Raw genomic sequence first — 22,563 nt, forward strand, 5'->3', positions numbered from 1 at the left:
GGAAGATTAGCATGTTAAAAGCCATGATATTATTTCTTTTTGCGGGTTTGGCGGAAATCGGTGGAGGTTATCTTATATGGCTATGGTTAAGAGAAGGCAAACCATTGTATTGGGGTGTTTTTGGAGGAGTAGTTCTTGCGTTATATGGCGTAATTGCCACGCTCCAATCCTTTCCGTCTTTTGGCCGAGTATATGCAGCTTATGGTGGCGTTTTTATTCTGCTCTCAGTTTTATGGGGTTGGGGGATCGATAAGAAAACACCTGATCTCTATGATTGGATAGGAGCAACCATTTGTTTAATCGGTGTGAGCGTTATACTCTGGGCTCCAAGGAATTAAGAGATCTCTCTCAGATTATGTTGCGCCCTAAAAGCTTGTTGAAAGGATTTGGGGGATATATTTAGAAAATAGAATTTTAGACAATACCAAAAGATAGCCTTTCGGAAATTAAGCAAATTGGAAAGAGGTGCATGGGGTGAAGAGTGGGCTGCTACGACGAAATCTATATTTTCGTTATCTATGGTTTGCACAGTCAGGCAGTTTTTTGGGGGATTGGTTTAATCAAGTGGCGATCACGCAAACGGTATTGAGCTGACTAATTCCGCTTCGGCCGTCGGCATGTTGCTTTTATTTCGCGCATTGCCTCATGTGATCTTAGGTCTATTGCCAGTCCACTTGTAGACAAATGGTCTAAAAAAAACATCATGATCGTGACAGATATCGTCCGAGCTTTTCTTGTGTTGAGTTTTATATTAGCAATTTACTTCAAAAGTGTATGGATCTTATATGTTAGTTCATTTGTCTTCGGGTTGATGAGTGTGTTATTTAATCCAGCCAAACAAGCCTTTTTGCCATTGATCGTTGACCGTAAGGATTTGGCAGAAGCAAATGCTTTTTCCTCTGCAACAAGCGCAGTGGTAAATATTATTGGTGCGGTCTTGGGTGGGATCGTATCGGCCGGTTTTAGCCCAGTGACGTGTTTTATTGTAAACTCCTTGTCCTTTTTCTGGTCAGCGCTTTACGTATACAAAATCAAGTACCAGGAAAGTAAGAAAGTGGAGGAACAAAAAACGCCGTATCTCCAGTCATTGAAAGAAGGGTTTGTGGAAACGAAACGGAATAATCTGGTTCGCTACATCATTTTGATTGGATTGACTTGGGGGTTAGTTGGTGGCGGATATTACATTTTGATCCCCTATCTTGGAAACAACATTTATCATATGGGCGGACTGGTAATTGGGGCGCTGTATGCGATTGACGGGCTGGGGATTTTGTTGGGGACCTATTTCGTCAAAAAATATATCAACAGTCATATCAAACGGGCCTTAACCAGTTTTGGTATAGCCTATGCATTCCAATCCATTTTTTTGTGTTGTTAACACAAACCACCGATTTTTATTATGGGGCTCTATGTTTATTTTTAATGAGAGTTTGCGGTGGAGTCATTATTCCCTTAAGCACTTATATGGTTCAGCTGGTTACCACCGATGAGATCCGCGGTCGGGTTTTCGCTGTCTATGATTCTTCCTATACGGGTGTGATGCAAGTTTCATATTTAGGAAGTGGTTACGCTTATGAACATTATGGCGTTCCCATTGTTGGAGCTGTCAGTGGAGCGGTGTCGATGTTGTGCGGGGTGATATGGTTGTCTCAAGTAATGAGAGGGAAGTTTCATTTGTTTTTGGAGACGGCGGAAAAATAGATTTTAAAATATTTATGTATTTATAAATTGATATTCTTGTCGAAAGTGGTTATGCAACGGTTTTAATCGGGAATATTGCAAACAAAGTGGGATGATCGAGGTGTAAACCAAGATTGCAAACAATAGGGAAAATCATGTTGTAAATGTCGAAAAACTTCGATCTTGCAACAAGAAATTGCCTATCGAGGAGAGGGTTAAGTGAGTAACGATCAATTTAAGCGATTGGACCCGAAAATGGTGGCGGCTAAAAAGCAAGAAGGTGTCATCACTTTGTTTGTATATGGATTGATTTGCCTTGCATTGCTTTACTGCACGTTTCAGTGGGATTGGCCGATGTGGATTTTCGTTGTTGCAATAAGTTTGACCATCGCTTCTGCACCGTTTGATATTTATTTTGTGCCGAGGTGGACATATCAGCGATGGAGGTATTGCATCAGCGAAACCAGTATCCAAATCGAAAAAGGCATCTTTTTTAAACGGAAAATATTAATTCCCATGGGGAAAATTCAACATGTTGATGCAAAACAAGGGCCTATTTTAAAAAAGTATGGCTTGTCCACCGTGATCTTATCGACAGCTGCAGGCAGTCATGAAATTCCGGGGCTAGCGGAAGAAACAGCCGATTCTATCCGTAAAGAGATCGAAAAGCATGTGAGGTTAGACGATGAACAAGTCTGAAAAGGTAGTGAAGCACCACCTCCATCCTGTTTCTATGCTCTATTTTATGGTTACCGTTGTGAAGGAGTCTTTCTCATTTATTTGGCTGTTTCCGCTAATCGTTTTATATGTGCACCAACACATCAGTGAGCAAATTTCCTCCTTAGCCATCGGGATTGTTTCTGTTGTGGTCCTGCTGATGTTGTTTTTGATTGTTGTTTTTTTAAGATGGCGATCATTTACTTACGAAATTCACGAACAGGCGATATATATTGAATCGGGGTTGTTTGTAACGAAGAAAAGATGGGTGACGCCAGATCGCATTCAATCGATCGATTCTACCGTGCGCGTGTATGACCATTTCTTTTCCACGCGAACCTTAACCATTGAACTCGCCGGAGGAGAGGAGTCCAGTATCACTCTCAGCTGCATCTCCAGCGAAGAAGAAAAGCGCATCCGTGGGGTTTTGGGGGCGCAAGCCGGAGACAAGCCCGCTGATCCGTTTGGGGAGTCCGTGATTCGGTTGTCTAAGAATGACCTGATTTTGCACAGCCTTTTCTCCCCTAGATTCGGGGCTGTGTTTACACTCCTGTCTGTCGGGTTCTTCAAGTATTTGGATGTGACGGAAGAGGCGGATCGCAACCTTTTGATTCATTATTTATCTAGCTGGTTTGGCACAAACTGGATCATCCTGACGCTTGTCATTCTGTTGTTTTTATCATTTGCCATTTCTTTGCTGACGACTTTTACAAGTGATTATGACTTCACGTTGCATAAGAATGACAAAGGGGAACTTGAAATCACGCAAGGGCTGTTTGAAAAGAAAAAGCGGACGATTGCCCAAAACCGTATTCAGGCCCTGTGGATCATCGAGCGGCCATTGCCTCGCCTCTTGGGATATGTGTCAATCGAAGCGGTTGTTATTCGCAATGGACAAGATAAAGAAACACAAAAAAACATCACTCTTCTTCCCTTTGTTCAAAAAGATATGGCCCTGTCCATGCTGGAACCTTTAACAGGATATCATGTGGATAGTCATTTGCACCGTCTCACAAAGAAAGCGAAGTTTTCTTACATGGGGATTCCATTGATCCTGGGATGCCTTCTTGCCATTCCAGTCTGGTTGTTTGTACCAGGCCTGTATCATTATGCGGCTCCGCTCATCCCGCTGGGATTGTTCTTCTCAGGGTGGATGGAATACCGGAAGATCGGTTGGAATCAAAGTGAGAACTTTTTAACCTTGCAATTTGGAAAGGTGACCCGCAAAACGGCGTTGATTAAACGCGGGCGCGTACAATGGGCATCCCTGCGCCAAACAGCGTTGCAAGCAAAAAAACACTTGGCATCTGTGCGGGTTGCGGTGGCCTCTGGGAAAGTGAAAGTAAGCATGGGATTGCGTCATATCCCTCTGGCGGAAGCAGACAGGATTTATCGATACACGCTCAAACCAAAGAGAGAGACCAACGTGGCCAGTGTGGATCAGAGTGCGTCACGCGAGGCAAATGGGTGATAGTATTGATTGTTGCTAAGACATAGATTGGTGATTCGCTTAGGAAAGTCTACGGATTTGTAGACTTTCTCTTTTTGTGTCTGCTGGATGAATGAGATTAACAGCATCAATTGACAATGGATTGTCTCCGGTTGTCAAAATCGCGCAAATGGCTCTGCATGCCGTGGAGGAAAAATTGTATGATTTATTGCTTTTTTGCCCAATATAATACTGAATCTGAGGATAGAAGAGGACGGCTGGATGAGAGAGCGAGTTTTGTATATTTTGATGATCATCTCCGTATTGGGGGTGTGGATTTGGTCTGCGATTCAGCCGGCTGATCGCAAGCTGTGGTTTTATGAAATGATTCCGGCTGTGTTGTTGCTGTTGGCACTCATTTTTACTTATCGATCACTGCCCTTTACTCCCTTAACTTACTTTTTCGCTTGGGTTGGCATGATCGTAATGCTGATAGGGGCGCATTATACATATGGTAGCATGCCTTTGTTTGACATGTTGAAAGATGCCTGTGGTTTTTCGAGGAATCATTTTGATCGGTTGGGGCATTTCTTGCAAGGGGTGTTGCCCTCTCTTTTTTTCAGAGAAATCCTGATCAGAAGAAACCTGGTTCACAGAGGTTGGGTCTGGTTTTTTATTATCAGCATCAGTACGTTTTTTAGTGCAGGATATGAGATATTCGAATTTCTCTATGGACGGTTGATGGGCGAAAACATGGAAGACTTTTTGGGAACGCAAGGGGACCAGTGGGATTCGCATTGGGATATCATCTCTGCCATGTTGGGCTCTACATTTGTTTTATTATTTTTGAGTGGGTGGCAGGATCGGCTTATTCAAAAAGAAAAACAGATGTCAACGCGCGTCTCTGGTTAAAAATAAATGAAGGGTTCGCCCCTTCCAAAAACAGAGATTCGGCTTCGAGCCATATTGTCAACCAAAGCAAGCGCCTTCTTAAACATAAGAAGGCGCTTTTTTGATGTTCTTCACCAAACAGCATTTCTTTTTGGTGAAGAAATGAAAAGGTATGCTGTATAAGTGGTATATGCTTTGGTGTTAAATAACACTTTCTCAACCATTTGATTTTCTTTATCATTGAGTATGATGTCTGAATCCCATTTGTATAAGGAGTCGTATTCATGAAGCGCAAACTGTTTATAGCCATTCTGTGTTTCATTGCAATGATGTGGGGACTTCATACTCTGTCCAAAAATTTTATGGTTGACCCGTCGTTTCATTCGTTCTTAGCTAAAAAAGATGTCGCTTTGACCAATCAAGAAATCTGGATTTTGATGATCCGGGCTCATATCCTGCTCGCTTTGGTAACCTTGATTGCGGGGCCAATCGGGTTGAGCAAACGGATTCGTGTCAGATTTGCGCCCGTTCATAAGTGGAGCGGGAGAATCTATGTCTTATCCATTCTGTTGAATTTCTTTCCAAGCTTATATGTGTCTTTCTTTGCTTCTGGTGGCATGCCCAGCACGATCGGCTTTCTATTGCTAAACACTCTCTGGTTAGTAAGCACTGTGCTTGGATACACATCGATCAAAAAGAAGAATATGGTTCAACACACCAAGTGGATCATTCGCAGCTTATTTCTTTCTTTCGCCAATATGACCATTTATATAATTGTGGCTATCACGCATAATGGTTTTAAGCTTGAATATGGGTTGGCTTATTCGATTGCCGTTTGGCTGAGTTGGATGGTCAATTTGCTCATTGCCGAATGGACGATCAGGAGAAAATTGATTGTTTAATATGTACAAATGCAAAGAAACCGACTCCTGGCTTACAGGTTAGTCGGTTTCTTTGCGTTTCATCTTCATAAGAATCTCATATTTTTAGTTTAAGATTTTCGTGAATATACACAGTGGTGATAATGATGTCAAAGGGGGAACTGTCAGATGAAACGACTCACTCTCATGTCTGTTCAATTGCTGATGGGCATGGCTGTCGTTTTGACGGCTTGCAATAATGGAAACCATACTGACAACATGCAAGGAACGGATCATAGCAAGATGGGTCATGGAAGTAGCGGAGTGACGGAGCAAGGAGTAACGCAAAACCTCCTTACGCTAAACACGAAAAATGTGACACGGGTCAACCATGATGATCCTGTCAAGGTGGCTGTAACAACCTCACAAACCGTTTGGCCGGCGACCATGGATCAGAATCGGCCGAGCACTGTGATTTTGGGTTTGAAAGGGGACTGGAAAGTGAATTTGCCTTCAGTCACCTTGATCCATCATCCTAACAACGGCCCGTTGCTCTATGCTGAGAAAGACCGCATCCCGGCCGATACGATGAAAGAGATTCAAAGATTAAAGCCATTGGGAAGCCCAGCAAATGACGGCGTTCAGGTGATATTGATTGGTGATTTCGCTACCAATGTAAAGCAGCAGTTGGTGGAAAAAGGGTTTAAGGTGGACAGCATTGCCGGGAATGAACCGGCGCAAATGGCGAACAAACTGGATGCATATTACGCCGAAGCAAGCGGCGGCAAGCTCCCTGAAGGAGTGATTGTCGGCTCATTGGACGCACCGCAATACACCTTGCCTGCGGCCAACTGGATTGCACACATGCCGGAATCCCTCCTTTATGTGAAGAAAGACAGCATCCCCAATCCGACGGTCGATGCATTGAAGAAAAGAGCGGGGAAAGCTAACATTTACATATTGGGGCCAGAACAAATCATATCCAAAGCGGTGGAAGAGCAATTAAAAGAATACGGCAAAGTGACACGTATCAGCGGGGCCAATCCGGAAGAGAATGCAATTGCGTTTGCCCAATATAAAGACGAGGACACGGGCTTTGGTTGGGGTGTGACGGAACCTGGGCATGGATTTACGTTTCATCGAGCTGACCATGTGGACGCGGCCATCCCCACAGCCGCTTTTGCTCATCTGGGGAAACATGCTCCAATGCTGATCTTGGATGGAGAAGGTGTTTCAAATAAACTGCACAAATATCTCATGCGGCTGCAACCCACATTTAAGGATGATCCCACCGTGGGTCCGTATAACCATGGCTATGTGATTGGCACCAGTAAATCGATTTCATTTGTCACGCAAGGAATGATTGATCAAATGCTTGAAATTACATCTGAGGGCGGAGGCGGCCATGGTGGCCATCACTGAAGCGATCAGTGGATGAAATAAAGAGGCGTTTATTTAAAAAAAAGTGGCCCGGAGCGGATGGTAGCTTCAGGGCCGTTTTTGCGAGAAACTGATCCGCTGTCCAATGCAAAAAAGGAGATGGGGAATCAGAAATGAGAAAAATTTTGATTGTGGATGATGAGGAAAAGATACGTGAAGTGTTGGTTTCCTACCTTGAGAAGGAAGGTTACGCAACGCTGGAGGCGGCAAACGGGACTGAGGCACTAAAGTTGTTTAATGAAGAAGCGCCTGATTTGGTAATCCTGGATCTGATGTTGCCGGATGTTTCCGGGGAAACGGTCTGTCAGCGCATCCGCGGGCAATCGCCTGTTCCGATTTTGATGTTGACGGCAAAAATCTCGGAAGGGAGCAGGATTGAGGGATTTGCTTTAGGTGCGGATGATTATGTGATTAAGCCGTTTAGTCCCCGGGAAGTGGTGGCCCGCCTAAAAGCCATCTTGCGCCGTTCGCATCAGGACTTGTTGGCGTCGCGTATCTCTTACCGGGACGGGGAGTTGATGATAGACACGGACAGGAAAGAAGTGTTTATAAGAGGAGAGGCGGTTTCTTTAACACCAGCCGAGTTTAAGCTGTTGTTGATCCTTGCCCGTCATCCCGATCGCTCCTTTTCCCGTGAGGAGTTGATTGAAAAAGCGTTTGGCATGAGTTATATGGGCGATGACCGCATCATTGATCAGCATATCAAAAATCTGAGACAAAAAATTGAGCCCAACCCTAAAAAGCCACAGTATATCATAACCGTGTATGGCTTTGGTTACCGGTTTGCGTCGAAGGGGTGAGTAAGTGTGAAAAAGCGCTTGGCGTGGGCCTTTGTTTGGGTGGCGTCTGGAATGATCTGTTTGTCTGCTGCCATATTCATCATGGGTATGCATTATCATTTGTCCATGTTTTTAAAAGAGATTCCATTGCCCAACCCGCAAGTGATCAATTTAAGCCATCACTTCGAACAGGCCTTGATTCAATCGATAGTGTGGACGTCGGTGGGCACGATCATCTTGGCTGTAGTGATCAGTTTTTATGTCGCCCAAAAGATTGCTGCCCCTTTGATTGAAATGAGAAAGGTGGCGGAGAAAATCACCCAGGGGAATTTGGAGATGCGGGTCCATTTGGAAGGTAAAGACGAATTGTCAGAGTTGGGACAAGCATTGAATCATTTGACGGAGGAACTGAAAAAACAAGAAGCATTAAGGCGCATGCTGACCTCGGACATTGCGCATGAGCTACGGACGCCACTTGCGACTCTGAAGAGCCACATGGAAGCATTTGAGGACGGCATCTGGGAACCGACGCCGGAACGAATTCGGTCTTGCCACGAAGAATTGGAGCGATTGATTCATCTGGTTGGGGATTTGGAGCAATTAACCAATGTGGAATCACCCGGATTCACATTGAGCAAAAAAAGAGAGTGTTTGGGAGAGATAGTCGAGCAAAGTGTGAAAGCGATGGAAACCGCATTTCGGACAAAGAACATTCAATTGAAGAAGGTAATTTCGACTAAGATACCCGTATGTGTTGATCGGAACCGGATCATGCAAATATTGATTAACCTGTTGTCCAATGCTTTGAAATTCACACCACCAGGCGGAGCAGTTTCCATCGAGGTGAAAGAAGAAGATGGCAAAGCATGCATCATTGTGAAAGACACAGGCGTGGGAATGCCCGCTTCAGAGACGGCAAAAGTGTTTGAGCGGTTTTATCGCGTGGACAAGTCGCGTAGCCGAAAGTCGGGTGGTAGCGGGCTTGGCCTTACGATCGTGAAAAAGTTGGTGGAAGCGCATGAAGGAACGGTAGAAATCCAAAGTAACCTAAATGAAGGAACGCGTGTGGTAATCATGTTAAACAAGGATCAACCTGCTGTGGCTGTTGGGTGCAAACAGGAAGGGAACGGACAAAATCCAAATTGAACAATACGTCTTTACATACCTTATGGGGGTATAGTATATTGGGGGTAAGCAGAGAACACGCAATGAATCGTGCCTGATTTGACCTGGTGAAATCTAGTTGCAAGAACACATGCTGCTTAAATTCATGTGAAAAGTAGTAGTCGGCCGGCAGGATGGAGACACTAACGTTAACGATGAGATAAAAGGAGAGTACGCAAAATGAAAAAAGTTGAATTGCAGGTAGAAGGCATGTCTTGCGGCCATTGTGTCAATGCGATTGAAGGCGCATTGAAGAAACTGCATGCACATGCCGTGGTTGATCTGGCCAACAAGACCGTCACTGTGGAATTTGATGAGAATGACCTAAGCGTGGAGCGGATTAAAGAGGTGATTGAGGAGCAAGGATATGATGTGATGTAACGCCTCTTATTGGAGGGCATTTTTTTAGGCTCCAATATACCCCGTAGCGGTATGTTGGAGCCGCGAAAGGGGATTGGAGCATGTACACTAGACAAGCGAACATACGGATATCTGGCATGACGTGTGCTGCTTGCGCCAATCGGATCGAAAAAGTTCTGAAACGAATGGATGGAGTGACTGAAGCCAATGTGAATTTCACTTTGGAGAAGGCCACTATTTCTTATGATCCGGAGCTTGTCAGCCTCTTGGCACTGGAAGAAAAGATTGCGTCCCTGGGTTTTGAGACAGTGAAAGAAACGGCTGAACTCGAATTAAGCGGCATGACGTGCGCCGCTTGTGCGAATCGGATCGAAAAGGGATTAAACAAAGTGCCTGGCGTAAGCAAAGCAACAGTAAATTTCGCTTTGGAAACGGCCAGAATCGAGTATCAACCCGATGAAGCAAATGTACAAGACTTCATCAATAAAGTAGAACAATTGGGTTACCAAGCGAAGGTTAAAGATGAAGGCATTCAAGAGGATCAACGGCAGAAAGAAATCCAAAAACAGCAACGAAAGTTCTTATTCTCAGTTATTCTTTCTTTTCCGTTATTGTGGGCGATGGTGAGCCACTTTACGTTCACTTCATGGATTTGGTTACCCGAGCTGTTTATGAATCCATGGTTTCAGCTTGCTCTGGCCACACCGGTGCAGTTTATTATCGGCGGACATTTCTATGTTGGTGCGTATAAAGCGTTGCGAAACAAAAGCGCCAACATGGACGTGTTGGTGGCGCTTGGTACGTCGGCTGCTTATTTTTACAGTATCTATCTAACGGTTCAATCGATAGGGCACGGCACGCATCAGATGGAATTGTACTATGAAACCAGCGCGATTCTTATCACGCTGATCATTCTTGGCAAACTGTTTGAAGCTCGAGCCAAAGGACGGTCTTCCGAAGCGATCAAGAAGCTCATGGGATTGCAAGCAAAAACGGCGTTGGTGATCCGTGACGGCAAAGAGGAAAGCGTTCCGATAGAACAAGTGGGAGTCGGTGACCTGCTGATTGTCAAGCCGGGAGAGAAAATTCCGGTTGATGGGGAAGTAGTTGATGGCTTATCAGCTGTTGACGAATCCATGTTGACAGGGGAAAGCATCCCTGCTGAAAAACGAATCGGAGATACCGTGATCGGTGCCACGATCAACAAGCATGGACGCTTGGTTGTGAAGGCGACCCGGGTGGGGAAGGACACGTCATTGGCGCAAATCATCAAAGTGGTAGAAGAAGCACAAGGATCCAAAGCGCCGATCCAACGGGTGGCGGATCGAATTTCAGGGGTGTTTGTGCCGATTGTGGTTGCGATAGCTTCCGTTTCGTTTCTGGTGTGGTATTTGCTTGTTGATCCGGGGCAATTCGCAAATGCTCTTGAAAAAGCGATTGCTGTGCTGGTGATCGCCTGCCCCTGCGCCTTGGGCTTGGCCACTCCCACCTCGATCATGGCAGGTTCCGGACGGGCGGCGGAGCTGGGTGTTTTGTTCAAAGGCGGGGAACATCTTGAAACGACCCAACAAATCGATACGGTTGTTCTTGATAAAACAGGAACGATCACGATGGGCAAGCCGCAACTGACGGATGTGATTCCGGCTGAAGGAATGGACGAAACGGAATTTCTTGCCTTGGTTGGGTCCACAGAAAAACTTTCTGAGCATCCACTGGCGGAGGCGATTGTGGAAGGGATTCAAGAGAAGGGTATCTCCATTGCACGTGCGGAAGCGTTTGAAGCGCTCCCCGGCTTTGGGGTGCGTGCAACCGTTCAAGGCAAAGAAGTTTTGATCGGGACAAGGAAGTTGATGGCAAAACATCAAGTAGATGTAGAAGAGATTTCACCCCGGATGTCTCAGCTTGAATCCGCTGGAAAAACAGCCATGCTGGTCGCTGTTGACAAGCAGTATGCCGGTTTGCTGGCTGTCGCTGACACGGTGAAAGCGACCTCTAAAGAAGCTGTTCGCCGTTTAAATGACTTGGGAGCCGAAGTGATCATGATCACGGGGGATAATCAGCGGACGGCGCAATCGATTGGTGAGGAAGTAGGAGTTGACCGGGTCTTGGCTGAGGTGTTGCCTGAGGGGAAAGCCGAAGAAGTGAAAAAGCTGCAACAAAGCGGAAGAAAAGTGGCCATGGTCGGAGATGGGATTAATGATGCACCAGCTCTTGCCGTGGCAGATATTGGCATGGCGATGGGGACAGGCACGGATGTGGCCATGGAAGCAGCTGACATCACGCTGATCCGCGGAGATTTAAACAGTGTCGCCGACGCTATGTTAATGAGCAAGAAAACGATGAGAAACATTAAGCAAAACCTTTTCTGGGCCTTTGCTTACAATGTGATCGGCATCCCTGTGGCCGCGTTTGGGTTGCTCGCACCTTGGGTTGCCGGTGCTGCCATGGCGCTTAGTTCTGTCTCGGTTGTGTTAAATGCATTGCGCTTGCAGAGAGTGAAGGTATAAAGCGGGATCACGAGCCAGTGATCCCGCATTCACAAAATGGTTTGGAGTAGTTGACTAGTGATTGTTATACGGACAAACAAGCGTTTAAGCCGTTTCTACGCAGATCGGCAAACTCTTCAGGGATTGGCCTGTGGCCGATTGAATCAGGTGTTCGGTCACGTCAAACGCTTCCACCGGGCGAATGTCGGCAAATCGTTTTACAAAGGTGGACAAAGCGATGTTCGCTTCCATACGAGCCAGCGGAGCGCCCAAGCAGAAATGAGGGCCGGCACCAAAGGTGAGATGCGTTTGATTGTTAGGGCGGTGAATATCGAATGTTTCTGCATTGGCAAATTGCGATTCATCTCGGTTTGCGGAACCCATCCACGCGATGATGATCTGTCCTTTTTTCATCTTGTGCCCAAAGACGGTGGTATCTTGAGCCACTTGGCGATCTATGGCAACAGGAAACCGGTAGCGCAACACTTCTTCAACCAACTTGGGAATCGCTGTTGAATCGGCTCGCATCTCCTGATAGATGCCTGGTTGGTCAAACAACATGGAGTAAAACATATTAGAGATCAGCATGGTTGTGGTTTCATTTCCCGCGCCTAAGAGTCCTATGCCGGACATCACCACTTCCATATCTGTCAGTTGTTCGCCTTCTAAATTCGCTTTTGTTAAGTCAGAGAGGATGTCATCGGCGGGATGTTTCCGTTTTTCTTGCACGATGGGGTACAAGTACTCTTGGAATTCTTTCATGGCTCGCGCCTTCTTGTCGGCGATGTCACCAAACGCTTCTCTCTCATAGGGGTAAAAGAGAATGTCTGACCAGGCTTTGATCTTTTCTCTGTCTTGGGAAGGGACACCCAACAATTTGGCGATGACAATCACGGGCAGGGGAATAGCCAGCTGTTGCACAATGTCCACCGTCGTCTGACCTTCCATATCTGCGACCAACTCGTCAGCAATGGCTTGGATCCGCGGTTCCCATTCTTTCAGGCTTCGAGGTGTAAACGCTTGGGCGAGGAGGGCTCGGCGATGCCGGTGTTCCGGTGGATCGCAAAAATTGACATTGCTTCGGTTATTCACTCTGGGAACGGGAATTAAACTGCGTTCTTTTTTGTTGGAGAATAGCTGGTGATCAAAAAGCACGCGTTTGGCATGATCATACAAAAACACATTCCAGACGTCTTGTTCGGCATCATAAAACACCGGGTTATGTTCTCTCATTTGTTTATACCAGGAAAAAGGGTTCCATTGGTCCAGTTTTGAATTGAGCTTGGATATTTCGTGCAAAAGGATGGTTTTACTCGTTGAACGCATTACAATCCCTCCTTGTGTTAAAATGACCTATGTTAAATATACATATGCCAACCTATGTTAATTTAACATATTAAATAAGTGCCAGAAAACCATTTTCACAAAGAATTCAGAATGGGTGATGACAGTGTATGCAGAGATTTTAATCTTGGGACAACTCCTGACAGGCCCCAAACATGGTTATGAGATAAAGAAAAACATTCAAGAGGCGCTCGGTGAGGAATTTGAAATCAATAATAACCTGTTGTACCCTACTTTGCGCCGATTTCTGGAGATGGGAGCCATCTCCAAAGAAGTTGTCAAGGTTGAAGGCAAACCAAATCGACATGTCTACTTTATAACTGATGTCGGGGAAGAGATATTTAATGAAATGATCCGGGAATTCCCAAGCAAATTGGCTGCCAACCAATCTGAATTTTTGGTGCGAGTGGCATTGTTTGACTGGTTGGAACAAGATATGCAACAGGAGATTCTTATGAAGAGACAAGAAGTGTTGCAGAAAAAGCTTGACTTCTACCGCCATATTGAAGCGATTCATCCTAAAAAACCTTATGTGATTGAAGTGGTTCGTTTTCAAAAGTCTCAGGTTGAACATGAATTGGCCTGGATTGAGGCATTGCGACAAAAAGGGGAAACGCTCGAGATAAAGGGTTGATGTCAGCATCATCGTCGATCAGATGCCTCCCGGCGAAATCCAACGGGGAGAACAAACCTTTAGCAAAAAAAACAGCTGCCTGATTCAGGCAGCTAATAAATGATCCCTGTTTCCAGGATTTTGATTTTCAATTGGGGATGGAAACGGACCTTGGCATAATCTTTTTCCCAATCTTGTTTTTTCCAGAATTCGGGATGATATGCAGCGAGATGGCGCCCGATGCTCAAGGCATCACAGTTCGCCCGCTGTATTTTGTCCAACACGCGTTTGACCTCAAGGCTCAATGCCCGGGATAACTCACGGTTAAGCTGTTCCAGACGCCCCGATTCAGCTAAATGGTCTTCCGGAAATTCGGCCACTTTTGCATAGATCGTGCCGGAATAAAAGACATCAATTCCTCCGCTGGGAGAGATCTTCACTTCTCTCTTCAGTCGGGGCTTGAGCATGTCGATCGTGATGTAACTGAGGGGGGTTTCCCCGTGTTGCGGGTGGATTTTTATCGTCAGTTGCGCCTTCTTTTTGATTTCATTGATCAGTATCAAATACAAAACGGATTCTCTCCGGTTTAACTCGCCTGTCCATTTGTCCCCGTGGAATAGGGCCGTTCCCACTGCGGCCACTTCGCCATTCCCTGTTTTTCTCAACAGCGGGATCAGGAAGTCTTGCCCCGGTTCCAGAAGCAGGGGACAAATGCTTTGCACATTGGTCCTGGGGAGGACACCGGCTTCTTCTTCGCTTTCCAACACTTCGTCCACATGCTCGGCAATCAAGGTATCACCCACGCGGCGCAGGTAGAATACTTCGCTGGCTTCTCCGTCAACAATGGCTATCCGGGAGTTGAGGGAGGCGCGGGGATCACGGTAAAACACATCCAGATGGGGGAAAATCCCTTTTTTAGCGATTCCTTCCCCTAACAATAATGCCCTCACCTTATAAGTTTCCAGTTTTTCAGAGATACTGCTGTCCAGCAGATCGCGCGTCTGGCGTGCTGTGTTTCCAATCACGCTGTGAACTTCATTTGAAGGATTTTTGCGATCCCCAGAGGGCATGTTGCGGATTACTATGGTTGCTTTCACCTTTCCTTGCGGCGCCTGGTCAAACGCCACCCCATAGATTAAACGGGCGTCTCGCAAAGAGGATCGATCCCAACATCCGGGCAAAAACAGGAGACTGACACTGACCAGAAGCAACATGATTCGCTTCATGCATTTGTCTCCCCTTTCACTTTGAACAGATAAGACCATCCCAGTAGCAAAAGCGGCACCACCATAATCATGATGAAACTCCCAATCGAGAAGATTTTGTCGTACAACTGGATCTTCTCAGGTTGCCCAGCCCACATGGCAAGTATGAAACAAATAATGCCCGCCCACCACGCCGCTTTTTTATGATTCCCTTTGTGATAATATTGTCCCAGGCCCATCATGCTCATAAAGATGTAAGAGATGAACGTGGTGAATACGCTCACGCTCCAGATGGACAAAAAGATCAAATCAATGCGCTCAATAACATTGAAAGTGAAGCTCTTTAACATGTACAAAAGGGGTTCAGGAATCACTTCGATCTCTCTGGGACTGAAGATGACTAAGCTGGTGAATGTCATAAAGGCGTACAAGAGAGTGACGATCAAGTTTGCCAAGGAAATGGCTTTCAGTTTCCCGCCGCTCTTCCCTTCGACAAAAGGATAAGCCAATAGGATCAGCTCAAACCCCACCATGGAAAAGAACGCTTTTTGCGAGCCTTTGATAATATTGAGCCACCCTGCTTCCGTCAGCGGGAAGATGTAATCCGGATGGATGTTAACCGTCAGCGAATAAATGGTCAATGCCAAGAAAACGGGAATCAAAATACTTGTTGCCACTAAAAAGCGGGAGATGGTGCGCAGGTTTTCCACCGCCATGTACATGCAAGTGCCGATCACGATCAATATGACTACCCATCTCGGGGTTGCAGGCAATATCCAACGGCTGACGATGTCGCTGAACAAGACGAGGATATCCGCTGCGGTAAAGAGGGCATACGATACATATGCCAATCCCAGAATGGTGCCTGCGAACTTTCCAAACAGTTTTGGGAGAAATTCGTAGATCGTTGAGTAAGGAAAACGCTTGACCAATGCCCAGAGGAGCAAAATGACCAGTTGGCTGATCAACCCAGCGATTAAAATAGATATCCAGCCAGCACCTTTCGCCTCAGATTGGACTTGATGGGGCAGGGATAACACACCCACCCCAATCTGAGTTTGCAAAACCAAAAACATAAATTGCCCTTGTGTAATGGTGTTATCAGTTATCTTCATCATCTTTCCATCCTCTCGATGGCTCCTCTTGCTTCATGCGTTGGGGATGGGGGTCATGTGGGCGTTGATTCAATTTCCAAATAGGCAGCCGGATAAAGGTATCCTTCATGTCTTTGACGCGAAGCGGCGCAAAGGGTGCTAAGTATGGCGTGCCAAAAGACTCAAGCTTAACCAGGTGCATGAAGATAATGACCATTCCTACCGCAATGCCAAAAAAACCGAAGGAGAATGCAGCCAGCATTTGTGGAAACCGCAACACCCGGATAGCTGTGCTCATCTCGTGGGATGGCACCACGAACGAAGAGATCGCCGTGAGCGCGACAACAATTAACATCGTATTGGAAACTAAGCCCGCTCGGACCACTGCGTCCCCAATGACCAGACCGCCGACAATACCAATCGTTTGCCCGACGCGGCTGGGGAGACGGATTCCCGCTTCCCGAATCAATTCAACGGTTAACTCCATCAATAAGGCTTCAATGATGGCGGGAAAAGGAATTGGTTCAATCGAGCTTTTCAAGCTATATATCAATGAGATAGGGAGAACTTCGGGATGAAACTCCACAATGGCGATATATAAAGAAGGAAGCAAAAAAGCGATCAAAAAACTCATCAGCCTTACAAATCGGACAAATGATCCGATCATCCACCGGCTGTGATAATCGTCCGGTGTTTGGTAAAAAGCGAATAATGTTACGGGAAGCACGACGGCTGTGGGATCACCTTCTCCCAGCATGACAACGCGCCCTTCCATTAGGTTGGAGACGACTCGGTCGGGCCTTTCCGTATACAATACCTGAGGGAAGGGGGACGCCGGGCAGTCCTCCATAAATTCTGTCATAAAACCGGGTGAGATGATGGTGTCAGTCCGAATCGCGTTGATCCTCTTTTCGACCTCTTTCACCAAATCAGGGTGAGCCAGATTACGCATATAGATCAAGGCCAGTTTTGATCGGGTCTCCGACCCTACACGGAAAAATTTCACCGTGAGATTTGGGTTTTGGATTCGGTGGCGGATATTGTACAGATTTACCCTGATGTTTTCCACCAATCCGTCGTGCGCTCCGCGAACCACGGTTTCGTTGTCGGGTTCCCTCAGGCTTCTTTTTTCAGTGGCGTCCGTTCCGACGATGAAGGCTTGTTCGGATCGGTTAAACAATAAGATGCTGTCTCCGCGCACCAAATGTTCAATGATTTCATCGAAGTTCTCAGTCTGCCGTAGATAGGTCGCGATGATCACTTCTTCCAGCTTGCCTTCCCGGACTTTTAACAAGGGCTTAATGATCGATTTTTGCACCTGGCTTTGATCCGTTAAGGGTTCAATGAATACAAGAACGCCTTTTTGGCCATTGAACTCGATGGAACGGAAAACCAAATCTTGCGAACGGCAAAGCTTTTCATTTATGTTATCGATATTTTCCTGCAAAGAAGAAGACACGCGCGTGGTAGTGTCTTCCACTTTGGCAGTTTGCTCGCTTTTTCGTCTTTTTCTTCCTCTAAATATGGATCTCATTGTCGCTCCCCATTTGCGTTGAAAACGTTGTTTATAATAAAATTGTGACCCAATTTGGAGATGACAATTCGTCGTGGGTTATAAAATCATTTATCTAAGTGGGTTGAATTTGTTGGTATACTTAATGGATGAATTTGTTTACGGCTGTAAAACTATCCGAATAAGAATATTCTTCTGATATAATGTAATCGGGCTGTTTACCATATATAGATAGATGAACGGGGTGTGCAATATGAGCAGCATTACCATTGATCCAGATCAGGGATTGGCTTGGTGTGAACGGCTGGCGCAGTTTCGTGTGGAACTGGAGCAAATCTCAGGATACATAAAAGAGGAAGAGAATAGATCAATTGAATGCACGTTAAAAAAAGATAAAAGAATGCATGAACCAAACGAGTCGGTAGATGTGGTAGATCAATTAGCTTTTCACACTCTGAATGAGGATTGCCAAGCCGATGAACCGGTTCAGGAACCCGTGTTTTTCAATAGACGTCCGGTTAAGTTGTTTAAACGGGCTCGCATGGTTGAGCATCCATCATCTGGAGCCCTTCAATCCAAGGCAAGGGGAGCGATCAAAGAGCTTCACCATTTGTCCGAGCAGGTTGAACAGCAGTTGAAGCATGGAAAAATCGATAAGGACCAATTGATCAAGCTAAATAAAAAATTGGGTGAATTCCAGATCAACTATGGACATATCGCCGCTGTCGCGGTCACCATATCTGCCATGATCAGCGGTTTAAACGATCTGGTTGAATTGATTCAAAAGCTGCAACCTTGACCGGATGAAACGCCGAAACCCACCTCGTTTTCGCTTATGCGAAAGAGGTGGGTTTTGTTTTCAATGAAGGGATATCCGATGAAGTTTTTTATTTGTAAGCCGGTTTGCCCAGCAATTGGTTCACGGTGACAAGTTCATACCCTTGGCTTCTGAGCTGGGAAATGAGGGTACGCAAGGCTTGTACGGTGCTTGTACGGTCGCCTCCGGCATCATGCATGAGGATGATGCTTCCGTTTTGTGCATTGGAAATCACTGTTTGCACTATTTCTTCTGGTGATTTGCCCTTCCAATCTTCGGTGTCCACATCCCATTTGATCACAGATAAATTTCTTTCTCCAAGCGTGGACAATACTTCGTCATTCACTTCCCCATAAGGTGGGCGCATCAGGTTCATCTCTTTTCCCGTCACCTTTTTTACAATGTCTCGGGTGCGATCCAGCTCCTTGGCAACGTCTTTTTTGGCGATTTGTGGGAGATGAGGATGATTCCAAGAGTGGCTAGCGATCACATGACCATCATCCACAATTCGTTTGGCAAGGTCGGGATGGTTCTTGACACTGCTTCCCAGCACGAAAAAGGTTGCTTTCGCTTTTTGTTCTTTTAAGATATCAAGAACTTGCGGAGTGAATTGCGCGTTTGGCCCGTCATCGAAAGTAAGGGCGATCCGTTTGGCGGTGCGGGGTCCATTCTCAATAACGGTGGCTGGTTGAACGGGTGAGGTCGATGGCTTTTTATTTTCGTCAGTATTGGGCTGTTTGTTTTCATCCGTGTTTGTTTTTTTGTTTTCATCGGGATTTGGCTTTTGCTGTGTATCTTCAGCCGGTGTTTTTTCTTTATCTGCCAAGTATTCATTGATTTTCTTCATCAATCGTTTAATCTCTTCTAACAGTCCTTGCTCTTTATCTTCTGGTTCTGTGTTTGCAGGCTTCTGGTATTTTTGATGGTTGTGATGGTGGGTCTGATGATTGTCGGCAATGGGTTTCCACAATGCTGGTACGATAGACGGTTGCCAATTTGGCAGGGAGGAATGAGCTTGGATGCATTCGTATGTGGTGCCATTGAAGGTGACGATATCGCCCACTTTGTAATCGTGGTACGCTTTCCAATCTGTTTTAACGGAATCGGTCGGTTTTTTCTCAGGGGTATTTGTATTAGGTGGTATGGGTGGTTGCTGAGTTGTGTCCTTTTTTTCGTCGGGTTTGTTCGTTTGATCTTTGTGGTTGTCTTGGGTGCCGTTGTTATTCAAATTTACATCAATGACTTGATAAAAAGCATTCGACGTGTCGGCGATTTCCCAAACACCGAGGATCAAGTGATAACCGCTGTGGTCAGTCGGCACATTGCATTTGTGTTCTTCGATGGCAGAGGGGCGTTTGCCACCGAAGTCATGCGTACAAAACAATTCGAGATTGGCTCGGGTTAAGCCCATTTCAGGCTTCCAGCCCTTTTTGGTGATGTAGTATTTCCAATTTGACGTGGCGTGTGCTGCGGTCAGCATCCATTTGAAGGTTTGTTCGCCACCATTTAAGTTGACTTTTGTCCAGCGATCCGGCGCTTGAACGTCCAGCTCTGCAAAATCTCCCCGGACACCGCCGCTGGCGATTTTGTTGTCTGCCGGCCCGCCGTTCGGGAATCCTTTTGGCGCTTCGATGCTTTGCGGCTCATATTGGATTTGGCCGCAATTGACGTTTTGGCCCTGTTTGCACAGATAAGAACGGCTGGCAGGTGCCTCGATATAACCGTGAGCAAAGGTGCTTTCAGCAAACAAAAGCATCCCGGCTCCGGTTAGCAAAAGTATTCCAAACGCCGTAAGGAGTTGCGAACCTCTGCACAACAGTTTTTTTCTAATTGGTTGCTGCGCCATGATTACTGCCTCCCAACAATCTTGAAAGATATGATTTTGAAATAAGGAAAATATATCATAAAAAGATTTTGTTATAAATATTCTAAATCAAATTTTTGTGAAGAAACCATTAAAAATTAAAATGGTGTTTTGGCATAATTGGCGAGAATGACAAAAAAATGCAGATTATCGTCGGCAAAAATTGTAAAACGATCACTTTTTTATTGATATTTAAAAAGAAATTATTGACTAACTATTTGGAATATCATATTATTTTTTTACTGATTCATGGTTATTCGCATCTATGCGTTTAATCATGGATGAAGCATTTCTTCAAGGAGAATCACAAGGAGGTCAAGTGGATGTTCAAAAAGAGATTCCTCTCGCTCTGTTTGGGTCTCGCTTTGCTAGGAATGAGTTTGTCCATCACTTCCCCTACGTCAGCCGCATCTCCTTCAGTCGGATCGATTCCGGCGTCTTCCATTCCTGCTCCGACTGGCAATGGCGTCATGACAGTGAAAGTGATGAATGGAACCAATGGTGCTTATAGTGACGATCAAATTTATTGGGGTGTCATTGGTATTGATCCGGCCACAGGCCGTTGGAGCTATTTGGACTTGAATGGCTATCTGCATCCAATCTCCACTGCATTGAACGACGCCCCTGGGCATTTGACGAAAAATGGCGTGAACTATGCCAACATTTATCACAGAGTGAGTGATGCCGAGTGGGTCAGCCTGCCGAAAATCACTTCTGGTAGAATGTTTCTTTGCGTAGGATCGCCGTGTTACATCAAAACATATGACAACGGCTTTGCTGGACCGGACTTCAACAACCCCACTGATCCCAACTTAGATGTTTTCTTGGATTTTGTAGAGTTTACAGTGGATGATGCCGGCTATCATGGCAATACCACTCGTGTGGACGGATTTGGATTCCCTATTCAACACAGATTGGTGAATAAAGCAGGAAACTATGACAGAACAGTCGGTGAACTTGAGTCGGAGACCCGTGCAGGCTTATTTAGCAAATATGTGAATGAAGTGCCTTCAGAATTCAAATCGTTAGCCTCATTGCAAGCTCCTTATCGCATTGTTGCCCCCATTTACGGACCTTTTGCTCCTGGACGTGAACATAGCAATTACTTCGCCAGTGTCACTTCTATACCGACCCAGGATATTTTCCGCTGTATTGGTGCAGCTGCCGATCCTCGGACTTGCGCCAATCTGAACCGCAATGGCTACGATGACCAGTGGAACGGGCCGCAAAACCCCGCAAATCCCGCTCCCGCTAACCATTATGCGGCTTTTTGGCATAATCACAGCATCGACCGTTTGGCTTACGGATTCCCCTATGACGATGTAAATAATCAAGCTGCGTATCTGGAAGTCGGCGATCCCAAAGGGTTGATCATCCGGGTTGCGTGGTAAGTTGCACAGAATTGTTTAACAGAAGCCATCCTTTTCCCGTTGGGAGAAGGGTGGTTTTTTCTTGGGGACGATAGTGGGGTAGGATGTTTTTTTATCGCGGAGGAACCACTCGGGCGTAAAAAATATTATAACCCATGTCAATGGAGATCTCTTCCCACTCCGACATCACATCCGGATTGTGCCACTCGCTGTGAAGAAAATCATCCGTCTGTTCTAACACTTCCCAGCCTGACTCGGCGAACGCTTCCATGGAGAAGTCATAAAAGCCGGTATGATCCGTTTTGAAGATGAGATCCCCGTGGTTGGATAACAGATCGTGATAAATCTTTAAAAAGCGAGGATGGGTCAATCGTTTTTTGACGTGTACCTTTTCTTCCCACGGTGTGCTGAAGTTTAAGTAGAAGCGGTTTACCTGTCCCGGTGTGAAAATTTGTGGCAATTGTGCGATATCCATCCATATGTAACGCAGGTTGCTGTACGGTGTGATCTTTCTGTGTCGTAGGGCTTGGAATAGGTGTTCCGGTTTTTTCTCGATGCCGATCCAGTTGGTTTTGGGGTGTTTCCGGGCGGATTGGGTTAAAAATCGTCCCTTTCCCGTGCCCAAGTCCACATGAAGGGGGCGGTTCGGATGGGCGAACAAAGCGCGAACCTCGCCTTTGCTGAGGGTTTGTCCCTGTTTGTAAGGGGTGGTGACCAACACCGGATCGGCCAAAGGGTTTTTGGAGAATGTCATACGGTTTTATCACTCTTCCCATAAATTTTACCAGTGATAAGCTTTGGCAAGTTCTGAAGGATAGCAACGCGCTTGACTGCTGATAACGGAGCAGATGCGTGAGGTGGCGCGAAATTGAACTGGGTTTGGAGAATGAAGGCATAAGTTTGGCCTGCGAGCAGTCCATTCTTTTTATCGAATGTT

The 22,563-nt window shown here is 45.9% G+C and carries 21 protein-coding genes and 1 pseudogene; 15 read left to right on the plus strand and 7 right to left on the minus strand.

Annotation, left to right across the window (positions count from 1 at the left end; all coding sequences use genetic code 11):
* The first annotated feature begins 11 nt into the window (after positions 1–11).
* The 12 genes from EDC32_RS01150 to EDC32_RS01205 all read left to right on the plus strand — a co-directional run bounded on the left by EDC32_RS01150 (position 12) and on the right by EDC32_RS01205 (position 11,827).
* Entirely contained in the window at positions 12–338 is a 327-nt protein-coding gene (locus EDC32_RS01150) for a YnfA family protein (RefSeq protein WP_132219686.1), read from the plus strand.
* Positions 339–661: 323 nt separating this feature from the next.
* Entirely contained in the window at positions 662–1,378 is a 717-nt protein-coding gene (locus EDC32_RS01155; protein WP_259436719.1) for an MFS transporter, read from the plus strand.
* Between the two features lie 44 nt (positions 1,379–1,422).
* Complete coding sequence (locus EDC32_RS01160; RefSeq protein ID WP_342774488.1) at positions 1,423–1,701, plus strand: hypothetical protein; 279 nt, start codon at positions 1,423–1,425, stop codon at positions 1,699–1,701.
* Between the two features lie 198 nt (positions 1,702–1,899).
* Positions 1,900–2,379: a PH domain-containing protein gene (locus tag EDC32_RS01165; RefSeq protein WP_132219689.1), complete on the plus strand. Its 480-nt coding sequence runs from the start codon at positions 1,900–1,902 to the stop codon at positions 2,377–2,379.
* Complete coding sequence (locus tag EDC32_RS01170; protein WP_132219690.1) at positions 2,366–3,868, plus strand: PH domain-containing protein; 1,503 nt, start codon at positions 2,366–2,368, stop codon at positions 3,866–3,868. The genes EDC32_RS01165 and EDC32_RS01170 overlap by 14 nt, the downstream gene beginning before the upstream one ends.
* A gap of 240 nt (positions 3,869–4,108) precedes the next feature.
* Entirely contained in the window at positions 4,109–4,738 is a 630-nt protein-coding gene (locus tag EDC32_RS01175) for a DUF2238 domain-containing protein (protein WP_132219691.1), read from the plus strand.
* A gap of 263 nt (positions 4,739–5,001) precedes the next feature.
* Positions 5,002–5,619, plus strand: a complete 618-nt coding sequence (locus tag EDC32_RS01180) for a DUF2306 domain-containing protein (RefSeq protein WP_132219692.1) — start codon at positions 5,002–5,004, stop codon at positions 5,617–5,619.
* Positions 5,620–5,766: 147 nt separating this feature from the next.
* On the plus strand, positions 5,767–6,999 hold the full coding sequence (locus tag EDC32_RS01185; protein WP_132219693.1) for a cell wall-binding repeat-containing protein: 1,233 nt from the start codon (positions 5,767–5,769) through the stop codon (positions 6,997–6,999).
* Between the two features lie 131 nt (positions 7,000–7,130).
* Positions 7,131–7,817, plus strand: coding sequence for a response regulator transcription factor (locus EDC32_RS01190; protein ID WP_132219694.1), 687 nt, complete (start codon positions 7,131–7,133; stop codon positions 7,815–7,817).
* 6 nt (positions 7,818–7,823) lie between these two features.
* Positions 7,824–8,942: a sensor histidine kinase gene (locus EDC32_RS01195; protein ID WP_246026813.1), complete on the plus strand. Its 1,119-nt coding sequence runs from the start codon at positions 7,824–7,826 to the stop codon at positions 8,940–8,942.
* A gap of 198 nt (positions 8,943–9,140) precedes the next feature.
* On the plus strand, positions 9,141–9,341 hold the full coding sequence (locus EDC32_RS01200; RefSeq protein WP_132219695.1) for a copper ion binding protein: 201 nt from the start codon (positions 9,141–9,143) through the stop codon (positions 9,339–9,341).
* 80 nt (positions 9,342–9,421) lie between these two features.
* A complete protein-coding gene (locus EDC32_RS01205) occupies positions 9,422–11,827 on the plus strand; it encodes a heavy metal translocating P-type ATPase (protein ID WP_132219696.1) in 2,406 nt (801 codons plus the stop codon).
* A gap of 84 nt (positions 11,828–11,911) precedes the next feature.
* Here EDC32_RS01205 and EDC32_RS01210 read toward each other — a convergent pair whose 3' ends face one another.
* A complete protein-coding gene (locus tag EDC32_RS01210) occupies positions 11,912–13,132 on the minus strand; it encodes a cytochrome P450 (protein ID WP_132219697.1) in 1,221 nt (406 codons plus the stop codon).
* 124 nt (positions 13,133–13,256) lie between these two features.
* On the opposite strand from EDC32_RS01210, the gene EDC32_RS01215 reads away from it, so the two are divergent.
* Positions 13,257–13,784, plus strand: coding sequence for a PadR family transcriptional regulator (locus EDC32_RS01215; RefSeq protein ID WP_022737916.1), 528 nt, complete (start codon positions 13,257–13,259; stop codon positions 13,782–13,784).
* A 92-nt stretch (positions 13,785–13,876) separates the two neighbouring features.
* On the opposite strand, the gene EDC32_RS01220 is transcribed toward EDC32_RS01215, so the two are convergent.
* Genes EDC32_RS01220 through EDC32_RS01230 form a run of 3 tightly spaced genes read right to left on the minus strand, consistent with a single transcriptional unit; the run spans position 13,877 to position 17,596 of the window.
* Complete coding sequence (locus EDC32_RS01220; protein WP_158283172.1) at positions 13,877–14,989, minus strand: Ger(x)C family spore germination protein; 1,113 nt, start codon at positions 14,987–14,989, stop codon at positions 13,877–13,879.
* Positions 14,986–16,086, minus strand: a complete 1,101-nt coding sequence (locus EDC32_RS01225; protein WP_022737918.1) for a GerAB/ArcD/ProY family transporter — start codon at positions 16,084–16,086, stop codon at positions 14,986–14,988. Before EDC32_RS01225 ends, EDC32_RS01220 begins: the two co-directional genes overlap by 4 nt.
* Complete coding sequence (locus EDC32_RS01230; RefSeq protein ID WP_132219699.1) at positions 16,070–17,596, minus strand: spore germination protein; 1,527 nt, start codon at positions 17,594–17,596, stop codon at positions 16,070–16,072. The genes EDC32_RS01225 and EDC32_RS01230 overlap by 17 nt, the downstream gene beginning before the upstream one ends.
* A 232-nt stretch (positions 17,597–17,828) precedes the next feature.
* Here EDC32_RS01230 and EDC32_RS01235 point away from each other — a divergent pair, with 232 nt between their 5' ends.
* On the plus strand, positions 17,829–18,374 hold the full coding sequence (locus EDC32_RS01235) for a hypothetical protein (RefSeq protein ID WP_132219700.1): 546 nt from the start codon (positions 17,829–17,831) through the stop codon (positions 18,372–18,374).
* A gap of 88 nt (positions 18,375–18,462) precedes the next feature.
* On the opposite strand, the gene EDC32_RS16565 is transcribed toward EDC32_RS01235, so the two are convergent.
* Together EDC32_RS16565 and EDC32_RS16570 are read right to left on the minus strand one after the other, a co-directional pair.
* Positions 18,463–19,620, minus strand: coding sequence for a polysaccharide deacetylase family protein (locus EDC32_RS16565; protein ID WP_342774496.1), 1,158 nt, complete (start codon positions 19,618–19,620; stop codon positions 18,463–18,465).
* Positions 19,594–20,223: pseudogene (locus tag EDC32_RS16570) on the minus strand (lytic polysaccharide monooxygenase); the annotation flags it as partial. The pseudogene EDC32_RS16570 and the gene EDC32_RS16565, both read right to left, overlap by 27 nt.
* Positions 20,224–20,579: 356 nt before the next feature.
* On the opposite strand from EDC32_RS16570, the gene EDC32_RS01245 reads away from it, so the two are divergent.
* Entirely contained in the window at positions 20,580–21,647 is a 1,068-nt protein-coding gene (locus EDC32_RS01245) for a glycoside hydrolase family 64 protein (RefSeq protein WP_246026814.1), read from the plus strand.
* A gap of 91 nt (positions 21,648–21,738) precedes the next feature.
* On the opposite strand, the gene trmB is transcribed toward EDC32_RS01245, so the two are convergent.
* Positions 21,739–22,380, minus strand: coding sequence for a tRNA (guanosine(46)-N7)-methyltransferase TrmB (gene trmB / locus EDC32_RS01250; RefSeq protein WP_132219703.1), 642 nt, complete (start codon positions 22,378–22,380; stop codon positions 21,739–21,741).
* Positions 22,381–22,563 lie beyond the last annotated feature (183 nt).

The sequence above is a fragment of the Laceyella sacchari genome, assembly GCF_004343255.1.
In the GTDB taxonomy this organism is placed as follows: Bacteria; Bacillota; Bacilli; order Thermoactinomycetales; family Thermoactinomycetaceae; genus Laceyella; species Laceyella sacchari.

Coding starts and splice junctions, on each gene's coding strand:
- EDC32_RS01150 (WP_132219686.1), top strand. CDS start 12: ATGTTAAAAGCCATGATATTATTTCTTTTTGCGGGTTTGGCGGAAATC.
- EDC32_RS01160 (WP_342774488.1), top strand. CDS start 1,423: ATGAGAGTTTGCGGTGGAGTCATTATTCCCTTAAGCACTTATATGGTT.
- EDC32_RS01170 (WP_132219690.1), top strand. CDS start 2,366: ATGAACAAGTCTGAAAAGGTAGTGAAGCACCACCTCCATCCTGTTTCT.
- EDC32_RS01175 (WP_132219691.1), top strand. CDS start 4,109: ATGAGAGAGCGAGTTTTGTATATTTTGATGATCATCTCCGTATTGGGG.
- EDC32_RS01180 (WP_132219692.1), top strand. CDS start 5,002: ATGAAGCGCAAACTGTTTATAGCCATTCTGTGTTTCATTGCAATGATG.
- EDC32_RS01185 (WP_132219693.1), top strand. CDS start 5,767: ATGAAACGACTCACTCTCATGTCTGTTCAATTGCTGATGGGCATGGCT.
- EDC32_RS01190 (WP_132219694.1), top strand. CDS start 7,131: ATGAGAAAAATTTTGATTGTGGATGATGAGGAAAAGATACGTGAAGTG.
- EDC32_RS01200 (WP_132219695.1), top strand. CDS start 9,141: ATGAAAAAAGTTGAATTGCAGGTAGAAGGCATGTCTTGCGGCCATTGT.
- EDC32_RS01205 (WP_132219696.1), top strand. CDS start 9,422: ATGTACACTAGACAAGCGAACATACGGATATCTGGCATGACGTGTGCT.
- EDC32_RS01210 (WP_132219697.1), bottom strand. CDS start 13,132: ATGCGTTCAACGAGTAAAACCATCCTTTTGCACGAAATATCCAAGCTC.
- EDC32_RS01220 (WP_158283172.1), bottom strand. CDS start 14,989: ATGAAGCGAATCATGTTGCTTCTGGTCAGTGTCAGTCTCCTGTTTTTG.
- EDC32_RS01225 (WP_022737918.1), bottom strand. CDS start 16,086: ATGATGAAGATAACTGATAACACCATTACACAAGGGCAATTTATGTTT.
- EDC32_RS01230 (WP_132219699.1), bottom strand. CDS start 17,596: ATGAGATCCATATTTAGAGGAAGAAAAAGACGAAAAAGCGAGCAAACT.
- EDC32_RS01235 (WP_132219700.1), top strand. CDS start 17,829: ATGAGCAGCATTACCATTGATCCAGATCAGGGATTGGCTTGGTGTGAA.
- EDC32_RS01245 (WP_246026814.1), top strand. CDS start 20,580: ATGTTCAAAAAGAGATTCCTCTCGCTCTGTTTGGGTCTCGCTTTGCTA.
- trmB (WP_132219703.1), bottom strand. CDS start 22,380: ATGACATTCTCCAAAAACCCTTTGGCCGATCCGGTGTTGGTCACCACC.